General features: G+C 62.8%; 17 protein-coding genes. 11 read left to right on the forward strand and 6 right to left on the reverse strand.

The genetic code is table 11. The features are described from left to right. Nucleotides 1-42 precede the first annotated feature (42 nt). Nucleotides 43-369 carry a cell division protein ZapA gene (locus tag ABAC460_RS39460; RefSeq protein WP_023454272.1) on the reverse strand — a complete coding sequence of 109 codons (327 nt, stop codon included), beginning with the start codon at nt 367-369 and terminating at the stop codon, nt 43-45. Further along, on the reverse strand, nt 369-686 hold the full coding sequence (locus tag ABAC460_RS39465; RefSeq protein ID WP_023454273.1) for a hypothetical protein: 318 nt from the start codon (nt 684-686) through the stop codon (nt 369-371). The genes ABAC460_RS39460 and ABAC460_RS39465 overlap by 1 nt, the downstream gene beginning before the upstream one ends. A 201-nt stretch (nt 687-887) precedes the next feature. Here ABAC460_RS39465 and tkt point away from each other — a divergent pair, with 201 nt between their 5' ends. Continuing rightward, entirely contained in the window at nt 888-2834 is a 1947-nt protein-coding gene (gene tkt / locus ABAC460_RS39470) for a transketolase (protein ID WP_031237024.1), read from the forward strand. A 334-nt stretch (nt 2835-3168) separates the two neighbouring features. Here the strand turns inward: tkt and ABAC460_RS39475 are convergent, their stop codons facing one another. Further along, the gene (locus tag ABAC460_RS39475) at nt 3169-3708 is read right to left on the reverse strand and encodes an EF-hand domain-containing protein (RefSeq protein WP_081716606.1); all 540 of its coding nucleotides are present in this window, start codon (nt 3706-3708) and stop codon (nt 3169-3171) included. 175 nt (nt 3709-3883) lie between these two features. Here ABAC460_RS39475 and ABAC460_RS39480 point away from each other — a divergent pair, with 175 nt between their 5' ends. The 10 genes from ABAC460_RS39480 to folB all read left to right on the forward strand — a co-directional run bounded on the left by ABAC460_RS39480 (nt 3884) and on the right by folB (nt 12191). Beyond that, nucleotides 3884-4618 carry a response regulator gene (locus ABAC460_RS39480; protein WP_023454276.1) on the forward strand — a complete coding sequence of 245 codons (735 nt, stop codon included), beginning with the start codon at nt 3884-3886 and terminating at the stop codon, nt 4616-4618. A 13-nt stretch (nt 4619-4631) separates the two neighbouring features. Then, nucleotides 4632-6179 (forward strand): sensor histidine kinase, encoded by a 1548-nt coding sequence (locus ABAC460_RS39485; protein ID WP_235075825.1) that lies wholly within the window; start codon nt 4632-4634, stop codon nt 6177-6179. A gap of 147 nt (nt 6180-6326) precedes the next feature. Next, on the forward strand, nt 6327-7349 hold the full coding sequence (gap, locus tag ABAC460_RS39490; RefSeq protein ID WP_023454278.1) for a type I glyceraldehyde-3-phosphate dehydrogenase: 1023 nt from the start codon (nt 6327-6329) through the stop codon (nt 7347-7349). 52 nt (nt 7350-7401) lie between these two features. Next, complete coding sequence (locus ABAC460_RS39495) at nt 7402-7749, forward strand: hypothetical protein (protein WP_023454279.1); 348 nt, start codon at nt 7402-7404, stop codon at nt 7747-7749. A gap of 78 nt (nt 7750-7827) precedes the next feature. Beyond that, entirely contained in the window at nt 7828-8229 is a 402-nt protein-coding gene (locus tag ABAC460_RS39500; RefSeq protein ID WP_023454280.1) for a hypothetical protein, read from the forward strand. Between the two features lie 65 nt (nt 8230-8294). After that, nucleotides 8295-8699 (forward strand): hypothetical protein, encoded by a 405-nt coding sequence (locus tag ABAC460_RS39505; protein WP_023454281.1) that lies wholly within the window; start codon nt 8295-8297, stop codon nt 8697-8699. Between the two features lie 79 nt (nt 8700-8778). Then, on the forward strand, nt 8779-9975 hold the full coding sequence (locus tag ABAC460_RS39510) for a phosphoglycerate kinase (RefSeq protein ID WP_023454282.1): 1197 nt from the start codon (nt 8779-8781) through the stop codon (nt 9973-9975). A gap of 192 nt (nt 9976-10167) precedes the next feature. Beyond that, nucleotides 10168-11205, forward strand: coding sequence for a class II fructose-bisphosphate aldolase (gene fba, locus ABAC460_RS39515; protein WP_023454283.1), 1038 nt, complete (start codon nt 10168-10170; stop codon nt 11203-11205). 51 nt (nt 11206-11256) lie between these two features. Next, nucleotides 11257-11844 (forward strand): 6-carboxytetrahydropterin synthase, encoded by a 588-nt coding sequence (locus ABAC460_RS39520; protein ID WP_023454284.1) that lies wholly within the window; start codon nt 11257-11259, stop codon nt 11842-11844. Further along, nucleotides 11841-12191, forward strand: a complete 351-nt coding sequence (gene folB / locus ABAC460_RS39525) for a dihydroneopterin aldolase (protein WP_031237028.1) — start codon at nt 11841-11843, stop codon at nt 12189-12191. Before ABAC460_RS39520 ends, folB begins: the two co-directional genes overlap by 4 nt. 42 nt (nt 12192-12233) lie before the next feature. On the opposite strand, the gene ABAC460_RS39530 is transcribed toward folB, so the two are convergent. The 3 genes from ABAC460_RS39530 to ABAC460_RS39540 form a co-directional block, all read right to left on the reverse strand. After that, entirely contained in the window at nt 12234-14045 is a 1812-nt protein-coding gene (locus tag ABAC460_RS39530) for a DUF885 domain-containing protein (RefSeq protein WP_023454286.1), read from the reverse strand. Nucleotides 14046-14105: 60 nt separating this feature from the next. Next, nucleotides 14106-16451 (reverse strand): hypothetical protein, encoded by a 2346-nt coding sequence (locus ABAC460_RS39535; RefSeq protein WP_023454287.1) that lies wholly within the window; start codon nt 16449-16451, stop codon nt 14106-14108. Nucleotides 16452-16528: 77 nt separating this feature from the next. Further along, nucleotides 16529-16897 (reverse strand): DUF4031 domain-containing protein (locus tag ABAC460_RS39540; RefSeq protein ID WP_235075827.1); only part of this gene is annotated, 369 nt, incomplete at its 5' end.

Below are 16897 nucleotides of genomic sequence, written 5' to 3' on the forward strand. Positions count from 1 at the left end.
ACATTGCATGCCCCTCACCCGATCGCGGGGAGAGGTAATCCTTTACACGCCTAGCAGCCGTTCCAAGCGCGCGGCCGCATCTGAGATCGCAAACGCCGCCTTGCGTTCCATCTCATGGGCGCCGGCATTCATGCGCGAGTTCAGCGAATTGGCCTCATCCAGTTGCGCGCGCAGGTCCTGCATCTCGTCGATCATCAGCAAAGACGCCATCAGGAACAGACGCACCTCGCCGATAGCGCCGACATCCGACACCACCATCTCGACATGTTCATCAAACGTCCGCGCCAATTCCTGGACGCGGGCTTCCTGGCCGTCGGCGCAACCGACCGTGTAGGGCTTGCCGTTGACGCGGACCGTGACCTCGCCCATCAGGCGGCCTCTTCGCGCAGCAGGATCCGGATATTGGCCGCCGCCATGCCCAGCGCCTGGAAGGCCGTCTCGGCCGCCTTGGCCAGGGCCGCTTCACGGCCCTTGGCGTCTTCCAGCTCGCTCAACAGGTGCTCGACCTCTTCGTTGCGGCCGTCGGCTGGCGCCCCTTCGGTGTTACCCAGGAGCGGCGGCGGCAGGGGATCACCATTCTGCAGGGCCCGCACACGCGATTCGAGCGCCTCAAGCGCGCGGTCCAATCGGTCCACCGCCACGCTCAGGCTGCTTCCCATCTGCCCCGACGTCAGCGACGTTTCCATGCCCGATCTCCTCATCAACGGCCCGTTTTTTACTGCGGGCCGCATAAAAACCTACACTTGCCCCGGCATTTCCGCTAAAGCGCCGCCAAGTTTACGTGACTCGCGTCACCTCACAAGTTTAATAGAGACTCGGCCATGACCACAAGTCCCCAATCTGGTGACATCCCCGCCCTGACTGCGGACAAACCGCTCAGCGTTCTGATGGCCGATGCTATCCGCGTGCTGTCGATGGAAGCCGTCCACCGCGCCAAGTCGGGCCACCAGGGCATGCCGATGGGTATGGCCGATGTAGCCACCGTGTTGTGGACCAAGTTCCTGCGTTACGATCCCAAGAAGCCCGACTGGGCTGACCGCGACCGTTTCGTGCTGTCGGCCGGCCACGGCTCGATGCTGCTCTATTCGCTGCTGCACCTGACCGGCTACAAGTCGGTGTCGATGGACGACATCAAGAATTTCCGCCAGTTGGGCGCATCGACGCCCGGCCACCCCGAATACGGCCATACCGCCGGCGTCGAATGCACCACCGGTCCGCTGGGCCAGGGCCTGGCTACCGCTGTCGGCATGGCCATGGCCGAGCGTCACCTCAATGCCCGATTCGGTGACGACCTGGTCAACCACAAGACCTGGGTCATCGCCGGCGACGGCTGCCTGATGGAAGGCGTGTCGCACGAAGCCATCTCTCTGGCCGGGCGTTTCAACCTGAACAATCTGATCGTCCTGTTCGACGACAACAATGTCACCATCGACGGCTGGGCGACCCTGGCCGAAACCGGCGACCAACTGAAGCGTTTCGCCGCCGCCGGTTGGGCGGTCAAGGCTGTCGACGGCCACGACCATGCCAAGCTGGCCGCCGTCATGCGCTGGGCCGTGCGCCAGGACAAGCCGGTGATGATCGCCTGCAAGACCAAGGTGTCACGCGGCGCGGGCGCGCTGGAAGGCGACAAGCATGGCCACGGCTACAACCTGTTCGACGACCAGATCAAGGCGGCCCGCGAGGCCATGGGCTGGGCGCATGAGCCCTTCACCGTCCCCGCCGACATCAAGAAGGCCTGGGAATCGGCGGGCCGCAAGGGCACCCGCACCCGCAAGGCGTGGGAAGACACCGCCAAGACCAATCCGAAGTTCGACGAGCTGAACGCCGCCATGGCGGGCGACTTTGCCGACAACGCGTTCGAAGCGCTGGACGCCCACATCAAGGCGTCTTTGGAGTCCAAGCCGACCGACGCGACGCGTTCGTGCTCGGGCGCGGCGCTGTCGCACCTGGTTCCGGCCATCCCGGCGCTGATCGGCGGCTCGGCCGACCTGACCGGTTCGGTCAATACCCTGGTCAAGGGTATGGGCACCTATGACACCACCGACTATACCGGCCGCTACGTCCACTATGGCGTGCGCGAATTCGGCATGGCGGCGGCGATGAACGGCATGGCGCTGCATGGCGGCATCATTCCCTATGCCGGTACCTTCTTTGTGTTCTCGGACTATTCGCGCCCTGCCATTCGTCTCGGCGCGCTGATGGGCGCCAAGGTGGTTCACGTCATGACGCACGATTCGATCGGCGTCGGCGAAGACGGACCTACTCACCAGCCGGTCGAGCATCTGGCGGCGTTCCGCGCCATGCCCGGTCTGCATGTCTTCCGCCCGGCCGATATGGTCGAAACGGCGGAATGCTGGAAGGCCGCGCTGCATGCCGGCGGTCCGTCGATGCTGGTCCTGACGCGTCAGAAGATTCCGGCCGTGCGGACATCGGGTGAGAACCTGGCGCAAAAGGGCGCCTACGAGATCAGCGCGGCTTCGGGTGATGCAACGGTGTCGATCTTTGCGTCGGGTTCGGAAGTGTCCGTGGCCGTGGCGGCGCAGAAGCTGCTCGAGGCCGACGGCGTCGCGACCCGCGTCGTGTCGACCCCGTGCTGGGACCTGTTCGACGCTCAGACGCCGGCCTACAAGGCTTCGGTCATCGGGGATGCGCCGGTGAAGGTCGCCGTGGAAGCGGCGGTTTCGCTGGGCTGGGAAAAGTTCATCGGCAATGACGGCGTGTTCATCGGCATGAAGGGCTTCGGGGCGTCGGCGCCGGCCGACCGGCTGTTCAAGGAGTTCGGGATTACGGCCGACGGTGTTGCGGCTGCGGCCAAGGCGGCTGCGAAGGGTTAAGTAAGAAAGCCCCTCACCCGATCGCTATCGCTTCGCTCAGCTCTCGTCCTCTCCCCGCAAGCGGGGAGAGGGAATTATCTGGCGCATCGGGCGCCTGCGGTGTATCGATTGCGCAATTACAAAAGAAGCCGTGGCGACGGCGGTCGCCACGGCTCTCTCTCGGGACCAGGCAGCTCCGGGGAGATACCGCCTGTCTCAAGGACCTAGCGGGCGATGGAGCACTCCGTCGCCCTTTCATTTTGTCTAACGCGGTGAATTACGAACTCCGTCGCAAAAAAATCGGCCGCGGAACAAAAAATTCCGCGGCCAGTTTTCACCATTGTAAAATCGTATGTTACCGCCCGGGCATGGGCGGCGGCCCTTCGTGGCGCTTCAGTTCGTCGCCGCTTAGAACGCCGTCCTTGTTCCCGTCCATTTCGCCGAAATGCTCTTTCATCGGCGCCGAGAACTCCTCGAAGGTGACCTTGCCGTCCTTGTTGGCGTCCAGGCCGTCACCGCCGATGATGCGGATTTCGCTCTTATGGATGCGCGCGCCCGGCGGCGGCGGACCGTCGAAATCATCCGGCCCTTCACCGCCCGGACCACGCATCATGACGACGTCGCGTTCGATGTGCGGCGGCTTGAAGGCCTTGAATTCGTCCTCGGTGACAGAACCGTCCTTGTTGGCGTCCATCAGGTCGAACGGATCGGGCGGCGGGCGGTTGAACTCCTCGCGCGATACCTTGCCGTCCTTGTTGGCATCCAGCGTGACGAAGTCACCGCCGCCATGGAAGATGCGCACTTCGCGCTTCGGCTGCGCCAAGGCTCCGAATGCCAGGGCCGCAACGGCGATACCGGCCGCCGCCATCATGTAATGTTTGGGTCGTATAGTCATACGGGTCTCCCTTGAAAATTCGTCCTCCGCAGCCTCATACTGCGCCCCTGGTGTTTCCGGTTGATGTCAACGGTATGCCAATTGTGGCAAAATTAAGATTTATTATGTCACCCTGGCCATTCGTCCGCCGCATCTCGCGGGCACATAATCCGGTAGTTCTTCAATGAGTTGCCCCATGCCCCAAGCCGCCATCATGACCGAAACCGCCACTGCCACGCCGCTGCGCATCCTGATCGTCGACGACGACCGCGATATTCGCGAACTGACCGGCAACTTCCTCAGCCAGAACGGATTCACCATCCACACGGCTGCCCAGGGCAAGGAGATGGACAAGATCCTGACGCGCGGCGACATCGCCCTGGTGGTTCTGGACTATATGATGCCGGGCGAAGACGGCCTGTCGATCTGCAAGCGTCTGCAGGAACAGGGCGGACCGCCGGTGATCATGCTGTCGGCGCGCGGCGAAGAGATCGACCGCATCGTCGGCCTGGAACTGGGCGCCGACGACTACATCGCCAAGCCCTTTCATCCGCGTGAGCTTCTGGCGCGCATGCGCGCCGTCCTGCGCCGGCGCGAGGCCCGCACCGGTGGCGATAAGGGCGCGCCAGTCACGACCTTCTTCGGCTGGTCGCTGGACAATATCAAGCGCACCCTGACCCGTCCCGACGGCATCCAGGTGGCGCTGTCCAATGCCGAGTTCGAACTGCTGCGTGTCTTCCTCGACCGTCCCGGCCGCGCCCTGTCGCGCGACCAGATCCTCGATTACCTGCACGGCCCCAATGCCGACAGTTTCGACCGGGCCATCGATGTCCAGATTTCGCGTCTGCGCCGCAAGCTGAGCGACGATCATAACGAAGACATCATTCGCACCATCCGCGGCATCGGCTATATGTTCAAGCCGCTGAAGTAGGATTTCGCATTCGTTGACGACCCAACCGAAACGCCGGCTCATTTCAGTCTTATCCCCTTGGCCAATCTTCTGGCAGGTCCTGGGGCTGAGCCTGGCTGTGCTGATCCTGGCGTTGGCCATCAACACCTTCCTGGTGATCAATGCGCCGGACCCGCCACCGTCGGGCTATACATTGGAAGAGGCGGCGACGGCGCTGAAGACCGGCAAGGTCGAGCTGCGCAATGGCCGGACCCTGACGACGACGACAGCGGCCACGGCACCCGACTTCGTCAATCGGTCGGCGCCCGGGCATTTCGGCATGATGTCCGCCGCGCTCGAACAAAGGCTTGCGGCGCAACTGGGTGTACCGGCCGACACGGTCAAGGTGCGCATACTGCCCCACCGGCGCACCTTCCGGTCGGGCCCGCGACCGATCGAGACCGACCGGATCGTGACGTTTCGCAATGAAGAGTTTGGTCGCAATGAAGAATTTGATAGGAACGATGGCCCCCCTACGGGCCCCGGCGGCCAAGCCGGGTTCCGCGCCGAGGGCGATATGCCGCCGCCGCCCAACGACATGGCCGGCCCGATCATGCGGGTCGAGCGGCTGGAACTGCGCGGTGACATCGTCTATCCGCCGTTTTCCGCCGCGTGGAAGCTTAATGACGGCAGCTATAGAGTCATCACGCCGCCGCAGGAGTTGATCGCGCCATGGCAGGTCCGCCTGCTGATCGGGTTCGGCCTGACCGCCCTGCTGATCCTGCCGCTGGCCTGGTGGCTGTCGCAGCGCCTGGCCGGGCCGATCGTCGCCTTCTCCGAAGCCGCGTCCAAGATCGGTGTCGAGGACAATGCCCCGCCGGTCCTGGCCGTCGGGCCGCTGGAGGTGCGCCAGGCCGCCGACGTGCTCAACGCCATGCAGGTGCGCATCCGCAAGCAGGTCGAAAGCCGCACCGCCCTGATGGGCGCCATCGCCCACGACCTGAAGACGCCGTTGGCCCGGATGCGGCTGCGGATCGAGGACCTGCCCTCACCGCTGCGCGACAAGCTGGCCGACGATATCGCCCATATGGATGGGTTGATCCGTTCGGCCATGAGCTTTACCAGCGCCCACAAGCTGGGTGATAGTTTGCGGCCGATGGACCTGTCGGCCCTGGTCGAGACCCTGGCCGACGACCTGTGCGCCGTCTGCGAGATGGACACGGCCCTGATCGAGCCCAACATCATGATCAAGGGCGATATGGTGGCGCTGAAGCGCATCGTCACCAACCTGGTCGAAAACGCCGGCCGTTACGCCACCTCGTGCCGGATCGAGCTGGCGGCGCGCGGCCCTTCGGCCGAGGTCCGTATCGTCGACAACGGTCCGGGTCTGCCAACCGATCAGCTGGAGACGGTGTTCGAGCCCTTCTACCGCATGGAAAGCTCGCGCAGCCGCGATACCGGCGGCACGGGGTTAGGCCTGTCCGTGGCGCGCTCCCTGGCCGAAGCCCAAGGCGCTACCTTGAGCCTGCACAACCGCTATGAAGGCACGAAAGTCATCGGGCTGGAAGCACGTCTGGTCCTGCCGCGGCTGATGCGCAAGTAACGGAAAAACGGTTACAAATTCGACCATCGGGGTGGAATTTCTGCGTTAGCGTTACCATATTGGGTGCGGCGCGAAATAGGGCTTGACTTCAAGGCCTTGAGGTTCAAGAACCGCGTCGAAAAAAGACCCATAGCAAAGGATGCTCCCATGGCTTTACGTGTCGCCATCAACGGGTTCGGCCGCATCGGCCGCCTGGTTCTCCGCTCCATCGTCGAACATGGCCGCACCGACATCGAAGTCGTGGCGATCAACGACCTGGGCCCGGTGGAAACCAATGCCCACCTGTTGCGCTACGACTCCGTACATGGCCGCTTCCCGGGCAAGGTCACGGTCGACGGTGACAGCATCACCCTGATCAAGGACGGCAAGACCTACGGCCCGATCAAGGTGACGGCCATCAAGAACCCGGCCGAACTGCCGCACAAGGAACTGGGCGTCGACATCGCCTTGGAATGCACCGGCATCTTCACCGCCCGCGACAAGGCCGCCCTGCACCTGGACGCCGGCGCCAAGAAGGTCATCGTCTCGGCCCCGGCCGACGGCGCCGACAAGACCATCGTCTATGGCGTCAACCATGACAGCCTGACCAAGGACGACACGGTCATCTCCAATGCGTCGTGCACCACCAACTGCCTGGCGCCGGTCGCCAAGGTGTTGCAGGACCTGTGCGGCATCGAGCGTGGTTACATGACCACCATCCACAGCTACACCAACGACCAGCCGTCGCTGGACCAGATGCACAAGGATCTGTACCGCGCCCGCGCCGCGTCACTGAGCATGATCCCGACCTCGACCGGCGCCGCCAAGGCCGTCGGCCTGGTGCTGCCGGAGTTGAAGGGCAAGCTGGACGGTTCGTCGATCCGCGTGCCGACCCCGAACGTGTCGGCGGTCGACCTGGTCTTCGTGCCGGGCCGCAATGTCACCAAGGACGAGATCAACAATGCTATCATCGCCGCCGCGGAAGGCACCATGAAGGGCGTTCTGGACTACACCAACGAGCCGCTGGTGTCGTCGGACTTCAACCACGCGCCGGCGTCGTCGACCTTCGCGCTGAACCAGACCCAGATCGTCGATGGCGGCCTGGTCCGGATTCTCAGCTGGTACGATAACGAATGGGGCTTCTCGTCCCGGATGGCCGATACGGCCGTCTACTTCGGCAAGCTGATTTGATAACTTAAACCCCGCCGGACCGTCCGGCGGGGTTTTTCAATTGGGGGGAACGATGGAAAAAGCCGGCGGGCTGACCTTCTGGTCGGCATGGTCGTTGTGGAGCTTTCTAATCGGAGCACTATGGGTCTATCCGGCGATGCTCCTGCATTATGCGTTGGCGCTTTCCGACTGGACGCCCCTGCCCGCCGAGACGGCCCGGCTTATAACTCCAAGCCTTTCCGTTGCCGCCGGTGCCATCTTCCTGGCGTTTATGATCCGGTCGGCCATCAAGCGATTTTCGGCATCCAGCCCGATTGTGGTGACCGCGATCGCGCTTGCAGCGGGTCTTGGTTTCATCGCCCTGGGACTTGCGGCAGCCCTGAAACTGGGGCTGGGATCCATGCGCCCATTGTCTTTCTGATGGGTGATGTAATTCGGTTAACCATCTGGTAAGGTCTTCCCGTTCTCCCCAATGGGGGCGTCCGTATGGGGAGGGAAGATGCCGGAAAGCGCGAATACATCCGAGATTGTCGAGGGCGCCTTCTGCCCGTTGCCGTTTCCCGTCGTGCGCTGGCTGATGATGGCCGGCCTGTGCGGCCTGCTGTACCTGCCTGCCTTTTATCTGGTGTTGGTTGTCGCAGGATTTCTCGGCTTCCTGGCCCTGCCGATGATGATGGCGGTCGGATTCGCCCCACTGGTCTTCATGGGAGTCTACCTGTATGCCGCTCTGCGTCACCGCAAGGGCAGCCCACGATCGCTGCGCCAGCCGACCGTTTTCTCCCTGATCGGTACCCTGGTGCTCATTCCCTTTATCTGGATGTCGGGCCTGACCCTGTTCGCCACCATCCTGAACCTGTCAGGTCTCGGGGCGTGGCTCGACATCGGCGGACATATCGCCTGACTGTAATTCCGCAAGGTCCTATGGTAGGGTTGGCCTCAGGTGGCGGGAATTTTGGTGGGGGAAACATGTCCGATGACATCGCAAAAAAGGCGGTCCGCGGGCGGCCGTTCCGGCCGTGGCTGTGGTCGCTGCTGGCCGGGGCGACCGGACTGTCGTACTTTCCCGGGATCGGCCTGACCATTGCCTTCCAGGATGCCTACCCTAAGGCCGCCAACCTGGCCGCCCGGGTCATCATGTACCTGCCGGCGGCCGTTGCCGGCCTGTATCTGGTATTTGCGCTGCTGCACTATATCGGTCCGAAAACGGTGCGGCGTCCGGCCTTCCTCAGTCTGGTCGGGGTTCTGGTCCTGATGGCCATTGTCTGGCTGGTGGACTTCGCGGCTGGGGCCGTCCTGGTCCAGAAATTCGGCATGATCGACTGGATCATGAGCGGAGACCCTATCGGACAGCTCACTGCCGGCAAAAAATAGCCGTAGGGCGCATCTCTGTTTGCCTTCCGCGCACCGGCGCGATAAGCCAGCCCCGTCTTTCAGCGCATAAGGATCGGCCATGGCTTTCAAGACCCTCGACGACGTTTCGGACCTCAACGGCAAGATCGCCCTGGTGCGGGTCGATTTCAACGTGCCGATGGAAGACGGCCGCATCACCGACGACACCCGCCTGAGGGTCGCCATCCCGACCATCGAAAAGCTGGTCGCCAAGGGCGCCAAGGTCGCCCTGCTGGCTCACTTCGACCGCCCCAAGGGCAAGATTGTCCCGGAAATGTCGCTGCGCCCCGTCGCCGGTCCGCTGTCGGAACTGCTGGGCAAGACCGTCGGCTTTGCCAGCGACTGTGTCGGCCCCGCTGCCGCCGATCTGCTGAAGCTGTTGCCGGCGGGTAGCGTTGCCCTACTGGAAAACGTGCGCTTCCATGCCGGTGAAGAAAAGAACGATCCCGAATTCGCGCAACAGCTGGCGGACATCGGCGACATCTATGTCAATGACGCCTTCTCGGCTGCCCACCGCGCCCACGCCTCGACCGAAGGCGTCGCCAAGCTGCTGCCGGCCTATGCCGGGGAAAGCATGCGCCGTGAACTGGACGCGCTGGAAGCCGCGCTGGGCAATCCGCAGCGTCCGACGCTCGGCATCGTCGGCGGCTCCAAGGTGTCGACCAAGCTGGACCTGCTGAAGAACCTGGTCGGCAAGCTGGACGCCCTGGCGATCGGCGGCGGCATGGCCAACACCTTCCTGTACGCGCAAGGTGTCGAAGTCGGCGGTTCGCTGTGCGAAAAGGACCTGAAGGACACTGCCCTGGAAATCCTGAAAGAGGCAGAGGCCCAGGGCTGCCGCATCCTGCTGCCCGTCGACGTCGTCGTGGCCCAGGAATTCAAGGCCCATGCGCCGTCGCGCACGCAGGACGTTGATGCAGTGCTTTCGGCCGACGACAAGATTTTCGACGCAGGCCCGAAGACGGTCGATCAGCTTACTGAAGTTATGGCGGCGTCGAAGACCCTGATCTGGAACGGGCCTCTGGGTGTGTTTGAATTGCCACCGTTCGACGCGGCGACGGTTGCGGCGGCGAAATTTGCTGCATCGCAAACAAAATCCGGTAAGCTGGTAGCGGTCGCGGGCGGTGGGGACACCGTCGCCGCGCTGAACCATGCCGGGGTATCCGAAGACATGACCTTCGTGTCGACGGCCGGTGGCGCCTTCCTGGAATGGATGGAAGGCAAGGTTCTGCCCGGCGTCGCGGCCCTTGAACAGTAAGAGGAAACGATTTAATCTTTAATTCCAAGCGGTTCACAAGGTCAAAAGGCCAGACCGCTTTATTCACGGCCCCGCCACAGGGCCAGAACCACAGCCAGCACGGAGTTGGCGTGGTGCGCCGAAATACGGCTGGTTTTTTGCCGTCTTCAGCCCACCAGGGTCGCTCCGCCATTGAAAGAGGGAAAATTTCACATGGCCCGTATCAGCCTTCGCCAATTGCTCGACCACGCCGCCGAGTACGACTACGGCATGCCCGCCTACAATATCAACAATATGGAACAGGGCCTCGCCATCATGGAGGCGGCCCGCCGCACCCAGTCGCCGGTCATCATCCAGGCCTCGCGCGGCGCCCGCGCCTATTCCAATGACCTGATGCTGAAGCGGATGATCAACGCCCTGGTCGAGATCTACCCCGAAATTCCCCTGTGCATGCACCAGGACCACGGCAACAGCGTCGGGACCTGCGCCTCGGCCATCCAGCACGGCTTTACCTCGGTGATGATGGACGGCTCGCTGAAGGCCGATGCCAAGACCCCGGCCGATTTCGAGTACAATGTCGATGTCACCCGCCGGGTCGTCGAAATGGCCCATGCCTGCGGCGTATCGGTCGAGGGCGAGTTGGGGGTTCTGGGTTCGCTGGAAACCGGCATGGGTGAGGCCGAGGACGGCCACGGCGCCGAGGGCGTTTTGGACCATTCGCAGCTTCTGACCGATCCGGACCAGGCGGTCGATTTCGTTGCCCAGACCAATGTCGACGCTTTGGCGATTGCCATGGGCACTTCGCACGGCGCCTACAAGTTCACGCGCAAGCCCGATGGTGACGTCCTGGCCATGAACGTCATCGCCGCGATCCACAAGCGCCTGCCCAATACCCACCTGGTGATGCACGGGTCGTCGTCGGTGCCGCAGGAACTGCAGGACCTGATCAACGAATACGGCGGCAAGATGCCGCAAACCTGGGGCGTGCCGGTCGAGGAACTGCAAAAGGCTATCAAGATGGGCGTGCGCAAGATCAATATCGACACCGACCTGCGCCTTGCCATCACCGCCGGCATCCGCGAGACCTTCACCAAGTCGCCGGAAGTGTTCGACCCGCGCACCTATTTTAAGCCGGCCTATGCCATGATGCAGAAGGTGTGCGAGGACCGCTTCGAGCAGTTCGGCGCCGCCGGCAATGCCCCGAAGATCAAGCCGGTCGGGTTGTCGACCATGGCGCAGTTCTACCTGTAGCGGCCAACGGGCGCATTGACTTGGCAGGTTATATGCGCTTGAACGCCCGCCATGCTGATCCAGTTTAAACGCCGCTTTTCCATGGCTCATCGTCTGCGCTTCGATTCCGTATCGAAGTGCATGACGCCGCACGGCCATAACGAGTTCGTGGCTGTCAGCCTGCAGCCGAAGCCCGAGGCGACCGGTATGGACTGGGGTAATGCCAACTATGCCGCCAGCTTCGCAGACCTGAAGCGCCACTGGCATGGCTTTGTCGACGATGCGCTGGACCATGCGTTTCAGTTGGGCGCCGACGATCCGATGCTGGGCTATTTCCGCGACCATGAGCCGGAGTTGCTGCCGCGGTTACTGGTCATCCAGGGCGATCCGACCACTGAAGCGGTCGCCACGGCGCTATATATGAAACTCGACGCCATACTGGCGAAGTTCCGGCCGGATTTCGAATGCGTCCGTTTCGAGATTGAAGAGACCCCGACCAACAGCATCATCCTGACGCCCGAGGATGTCGCCGCCTGCCCGATCCGGCTGGGTGAATGGTGCCACCGGGCGGATCTGAGTTTGAACGACATAGTGCCGGTGGATAGCTGGGGGCAATTTGACTCGCCCTCAAACAGCGAAGCAATAGGGCAAAAAAAATGATGACCTCGCGCCGCGTCTTCGTTCAAGGTCTGCGCATCGAAGCCGCCATCGGGATTTATGATCACGAGCACGGCCGCACCCAGCCGCTGATCATCGACACGGTGATCGATCTGGGCCTACATGAGATCACCGGTCTGAAGGACACGCTGAACTACGAACTGGTCGGCAAGATCGCGCGCGACATCGTGGCGAAGGGGCATATCCGGCTGGTCGAGACCCTGGCCGAAGACATGGCGTCGGAGTTGTTAACATTGCCGCACGTCCAGAAGGTGGAGCTATCGATCACCAAGCCTGAAGCGTTAAGCGACGCAGACCGGGCCGGTGTGACCGTCGTGTATGCGCACTGAGACCAACCGACGCCGTGTCAGGCGAAGCTTTCTTCTCTCTACTCAGATCAGTCCGGCGTCCTTAAAGACCTGTTCCAGCACGGCCAGGGGCACAGCGGCGCAGGTCAGGCCGACATCATGGAATTTCTTGATGTCGAAGTTCGCGCCGGCCTTCGCCCTCGCCTGTTCGCGCAGCTTGATCCACTGAATCTTGCCGATCATGTAGCTCAGGGCCTGGCCCGGCCACACACAGTAACGCTCGATCTCGGTCGTCGCGGCCGATTCCTGATCGCCATTGGTGGCGACGAAATACTGGATGGCCTGTTCGCGGCTCCAGCGCTTGGCATGCATGCCGGTGTCAACCACCAAGCGGATAGCGCGGAACAACGACGACTGCAGGTAGCCGATATAGCCCGGCTTGTCGTCGGCATACATGCCCATCTCGGACGCCAGCAGTTCCGAATACAGGGCCCAGCCTTCGGAATAGGCCGAGTAACCGCCGGTCTTGCGCAGCATGGGCAAGCCCTGCGCCTCCATCTGGATGGAGATCTGCAGGTGGTGGCCCGGAATAGCCTCGTGGTAGGTCAGGGTCGGCAGCGACCAGGACGGCCATTCGGCCGTGTCGCGCAGGTTGATGTAGTAGGCGCCCGGACGCGAACCATCCAGGGTCGGGCGTTGATAGTAGCCGCCGGGCGCGCCGGCTTCGGTTTCCTTGGGCACGCGGCGTACGGTCACCGGCGTCTTGGGCAGGACGCCGAACCAGTCCGGCAGCTTGGCCTCGATGGCGCGGATCTGGACGTTCAGGTCGCCGAGCAGTTGCTCCTTGGCCTCGTCGGTATTGGCGTAGACATATTTCGGATCCTCGGACAGGGCCCGCATGCGTTCGCCGACAGTTCCCGTCGTGTAGCCGATCTCTTTCAGCTTGACGTCGGCCTCGGCACTGATCTCGGCCACCAGGTCGAGGCCGATCTTGTGGATCTCTTCCGGGGTCAGCGTGGCGGTGGTGCCGCCCTTGGCGCAGTGGGCATAGTAGGCGTCGCCGTCCTTGAGGCGCCAGATACCTGCGTCATGCACGGCCTTGGGGCGCGCCGCCGTTAGCGCAGCGATCTGGGCGTCCAGCGCCTTGGCCACCACACCATCGACGCGTTTGGCCGCTTCTGCTGCCCAGTCGCCGGCGACGCCGGCCTTGGTTGCTTTTTCAGCCAGGGCCTTGGTCATCGAGCTGTCGGCGCCCTTGATGGCGCGCAGGGCCTGCAGTTGAGTGATCGCCTTGTCGAGCGCAAAGTCGGGCGCCATGACGCCCTGAGCGACGTCGATATTGAAGCGCTCGGTCTGCTGGTCCAGCACGGTGGCAAAGCCTTCGATTCGGGACAGGAAGGCGTCGGCATCGGCCTTGGTTTCGACCGTGTGCTGGGTCGCCAGGAAGTCCGGCAGGCTTTGGTAAGCGCCGTTAAGCTGGCTGAGGATATAGGGCTGCGAGCCCCAGTAACCGAACTTGAACTTTTCGGCGCCCGCCTTGGACTGGGTCAGGCTCCACAGCACGGAATCGTAGTTGATGCGGTCCATGCCCGACAGCTTATCGCGCGGGATGGCGGCGATCGCGGCGTGATGGCGGGCGGTACGTTCGGCGCCGGCCTTCTGTTCGTGGATGCTGTAGTCCGACAGCTTCGCCTTGGAATCGGCCTTGTCGCCCTTGTCCAGGCCCAGCGATGTCAGGGTTTCCGGCGAGTATTTCAGCCGCTCCTGGTAGATGTCGTCGAACACCTGATTGAGCTTGGCGGCGATGGCGGTGTCACTGGCCCAAGCCGTGGTATCTAAGGCGGCAGCCCCAGCCGTGGCGGCGGCTGACGCAAGAAGATGGCGGCGATTGAGCATGGAAGACGGTCCTTTTGAACAGCAGCCGCTATGCTTCGCAGGGCCACGGCGGATTGAAAGTTAAATTCTTGTAATATTTGCAACGATCCTGACATCGCGGCCGTCTTCCGACGACAGAAAGATATCGCCGGTCTCGGGATCGAATCCTTCGGACCGCTTGCCATTAATGGTCACCGCATCGATCCTGCCCCTGAACCTCAATCGCATCCTTACGGGTGCGTCACGGATATCAATCGGCGGCAGGGCGATGGTCGCTTCGATGCGTTTCGTGCTGGAGCTTATGGCATAGCCGGTCCGCCCCCACCGGGTTGGTGCGTTAGTAACGCGCACGGTCTTGCCGGGTTCGAGCCAGGCCTGCGGCAAGCCCTTGCCCAGCCACAGAATCCACCGTTCTTCGTAGACCAGCAGCCACCGCGCCATCAGTGGGCAGACCAGTTGCGACGGCGAGCAATAGGCCGAGGTGAAGTCGTCGGCCAGAGGGCGCCGCGTTTCCGGCGCCAGCCAGGCCCCACGGGTATACTGATGCGCCATGGAGCTGTAGGTCATCAGCAGGGCTTCCCGAATGCGGTCGTTCTGGATCAGCCCGTAGCCGTGACCGTAGGACAGAAAACCGGCCATTTCGCCCGTGCGGTAGCCATAGGCCATAGGCATGCCCAGGACGATGTCGTGATGGCGGCCGCGGTAGTCGATGATGCGGTTGATCTCTTCTTCCCAGAGGAAGCCGGAATACAGCATTTCCATCCACGAACGGTAGCTGCGCCACTGCGGGTCGGAACGGTCGCGCTGCAGGACGACGTGGAAAGGTTCCTTCGCCCCGGCGATCGTCGGCAGGATGGTTTCACCATCGACCGTCAGCATCGAGCGCGACATGGCGGTTTGCAGGTCCCTGGCCAGATGCTGTCCGTCACTTATCAAGGTCTGGCCCCAGTCGTAGAGGGCGGAATCGGCCCGTGCCGTGGCAATGGTGCGCCAGACGTCGCCTATCTCGGTGAAGCCACGGATCGCTTCGGTACTGTTGGAAAAATAGGGCTGCATATAGCGCTGCGGATCGGCTTCCAGCACGGCGTCGGCTTCGCTCCAGCCCGACAGCATGCCATAGGCCGGGTCGTCCTTGGCCAAGGTCAGGGCCTTGGCGCGCATACCCAAAAGGACATGAGTGATGGCGTCGATGCGTTTGCGGTGGCGAAGCAGCAGGTCCGGGTCGCCACCATGGGTGATATATTGCGCCACTACGGTCAGCATGCGGCCGAACTGGCCGGTTTCCGGACCGCGATACAGGATCACGCCGTCGTCGCGGACGAACTTGCCAAAATAGTTGTCGATATAGACGCCGGCGCGCTCGATCAGGCCCCATTCGATCATAGCCGCCGTCTCGACATTGAAAGTGTCGGGGAAGCCGTCGTGCTCGCTGCCGCCGTAGTTCTTGTCGACCGTGCCGTATTTGGGATAGCCGTCCGACCGTCCCATCATGGCGCGGATCAGGCTGTGGCGCGCCTGGTTCTGCAACCGGGCATCGGGAAGGTCGACCTGCATGCCGGCCGCCAGTTTCTCGTCCCAGCCGGCCTTGAAGGCCAGCAAGTCGGCATAGAACAGTTTCGGGTCGTCGCCCTCGCGCGGTGGATAGGGCAGATAGGAGTCGATATGGCGGCTCCAGGCCAGGCGGCCCTCTTCGATACGGCTGACGCGGTACCAGACCGGCTGCATGCGGGTATTGCCGTTGATCATCCGCAGTGGCGCGAAGGCCAGCATCTCGGTCCAGTCACCGTTGTCTTCCGGATAGACGAAGCGCAGGCACGGCAGGTAGCCGCCGACCAGGCCGTCGCGGACCTTGCCGGCCTTGCGCACGGCGTCGACCGAGGGCTGATAGACGGCGGGGTCGAAATTGGGCGAGCGGCCGCCATACATGAACCAGACCTTGTCCTGGTTCTCCGGCGTGCCGAGGAAGTTGTAGGTATCACCCCATACCTTGCGGATCGGCGGAAAGGCCGAGGCGACCGTGTCGTAGTCGGGATCGCCCGGCCTTGACAGGATCTGTTGCCCCAGCAGGTCGGTCGGGGACTCGCGGACCTCGGCTTCGGTGTGGCCGAGGAAGGCTTTCGAGAAATCGACTTCGGTGGATTCGGCAGTTTTGCCGAAGGCCATGCGCAGGCCGGTCGTGTCGACAAAGGCGATGTCGCCGCCATCGATGCGGAAGGTTTCCAGCACGACCTGGTCGGGCAGGATTTCGACCAGGGTCCAGGCGGCGAAGGTTTCACCGCGGCGAACGGTTTGGCGGGTTGCGCCTTCGCTCAGTTCGACGGAGGTGTCGTCGATAAAGCGAGTGACTTTTAGGCCTGTCGCGGCACGGACGGACGGCGCCGCGGCCAGGGCAGCCACAGAGGCCAGCAAATGACGGCGATTGAGCATGGTGTCCTCCCCAGACTCTGCAACTCGTGTAAACGTTTACAGTTGATGGGGATGATTGGCCTGACGGTGGCGAAGAGTCAAGTTTGGGTACGCAGCCAGTTCCGATACCAAGGCCTGGCGTCCTCGGGCCGTCCGCAGCTGCCTTCGACGACCTTGCGGCGGCGCATGGCCCCGGCCTGTTTGTAGGTGATGGCGATGGCGCCAGCCGCGATCGCCCGGTCGCGCATCGACAGCGGCACGTCGTAATGGTCGCCTTGGTAGTGTTCGCGTTTCATGCCGATCATGACGGCAAAGCGATGCAGTTCCGCGTCCGTGTCGGCGATCATGTGCGACATGTGCATGCCGCGAAACGCGCCGATGCGGTAGCGGTACATGTCATCGACAAAGACGGTCATGGAGCCTGACGGATTTTGGCGTTGCAACACTCTCCTCCCCACGTGTGGGGA

Origin of the sequence: Asticcacaulis sp. AC460 (assembly GCF_000495795.1) — a bacterium.
Taxonomy (GTDB): Bacteria; Pseudomonadota; Alphaproteobacteria; order Caulobacterales; family Caulobacteraceae; genus Asticcacaulis.

What these genes read in the sequence shown, in the direction of transcription:
- ABAC460_RS39460 (WP_023454272.1), bottom strand. Translation starts at nt 369, where the DNA reads ATGGGCGAGGTCACGGTCCGCGTCAACGGCAAGCCCTACACGGTCGGT.
- tkt (WP_031237024.1), top strand. Translation starts at nt 888, where the DNA reads ATGGCCGATGCTATCCGCGTGCTGTCGATGGAAGCCGTCCACCGCGCC.
- ABAC460_RS39505 (WP_023454281.1), top strand. Translation starts at nt 8,295, where the DNA reads ATGTCCGATGACATCGCAAAAAAGGCGGTCCGCGGGCGGCCGTTCCGG.
- ABAC460_RS39535 (WP_023454287.1), bottom strand. Translation starts at nt 16,451, where the DNA reads ATGCTCAATCGCCGTCATTTGCTGGCCTCTGTGGCTGCCCTGGCCGCG.
- gap (WP_023454278.1), top strand. Translation starts at nt 6,327, where the DNA reads ATGGCTTTACGTGTCGCCATCAACGGGTTCGGCCGCATCGGCCGCCTG.
- ABAC460_RS39510 (WP_023454282.1), top strand. Translation starts at nt 8,779, where the DNA reads ATGGCTTTCAAGACCCTCGACGACGTTTCGGACCTCAACGGCAAGATC.
- ABAC460_RS39465 (WP_023454273.1), bottom strand. Translation starts at nt 686, where the DNA reads ATGGAAACGTCGCTGACGTCGGGGCAGATGGGAAGCAGCCTGAGCGTG.
- ABAC460_RS39500 (WP_023454280.1), top strand. Translation starts at nt 7,828, where the DNA reads ATGCCGGAAAGCGCGAATACATCCGAGATTGTCGAGGGCGCCTTCTGC.
- ABAC460_RS39480 (WP_023454276.1), top strand. Translation starts at nt 3,884, where the DNA reads ATGCCCCAAGCCGCCATCATGACCGAAACCGCCACTGCCACGCCGCTG.
- ABAC460_RS39495 (WP_023454279.1), top strand. Translation starts at nt 7,402, where the DNA reads ATGGAAAAAGCCGGCGGGCTGACCTTCTGGTCGGCATGGTCGTTGTGG.
- ABAC460_RS39520 (WP_023454284.1), top strand. Translation starts at nt 11,257, where the DNA reads ATGCTGATCCAGTTTAAACGCCGCTTTTCCATGGCTCATCGTCTGCGC.
- fba (WP_023454283.1), top strand. Translation starts at nt 10,168, where the DNA reads ATGGCCCGTATCAGCCTTCGCCAATTGCTCGACCACGCCGCCGAGTAC.
- ABAC460_RS39530 (WP_023454286.1), bottom strand. Translation starts at nt 14,045, where the DNA reads ATGCTCAATCGCCGCCATCTTCTTGCGTCAGCCGCCGCCACGGCTGGG.
- folB (WP_031237028.1), top strand. Translation starts at nt 11,841, where the DNA reads ATGATGACCTCGCGCCGCGTCTTCGTTCAAGGTCTGCGCATCGAAGCC.
- ABAC460_RS39475 (WP_081716606.1), bottom strand. Translation starts at nt 3,708, where the DNA reads ATGACTATACGACCCAAACATTACATGATGGCGGCGGCCGGTATCGCC.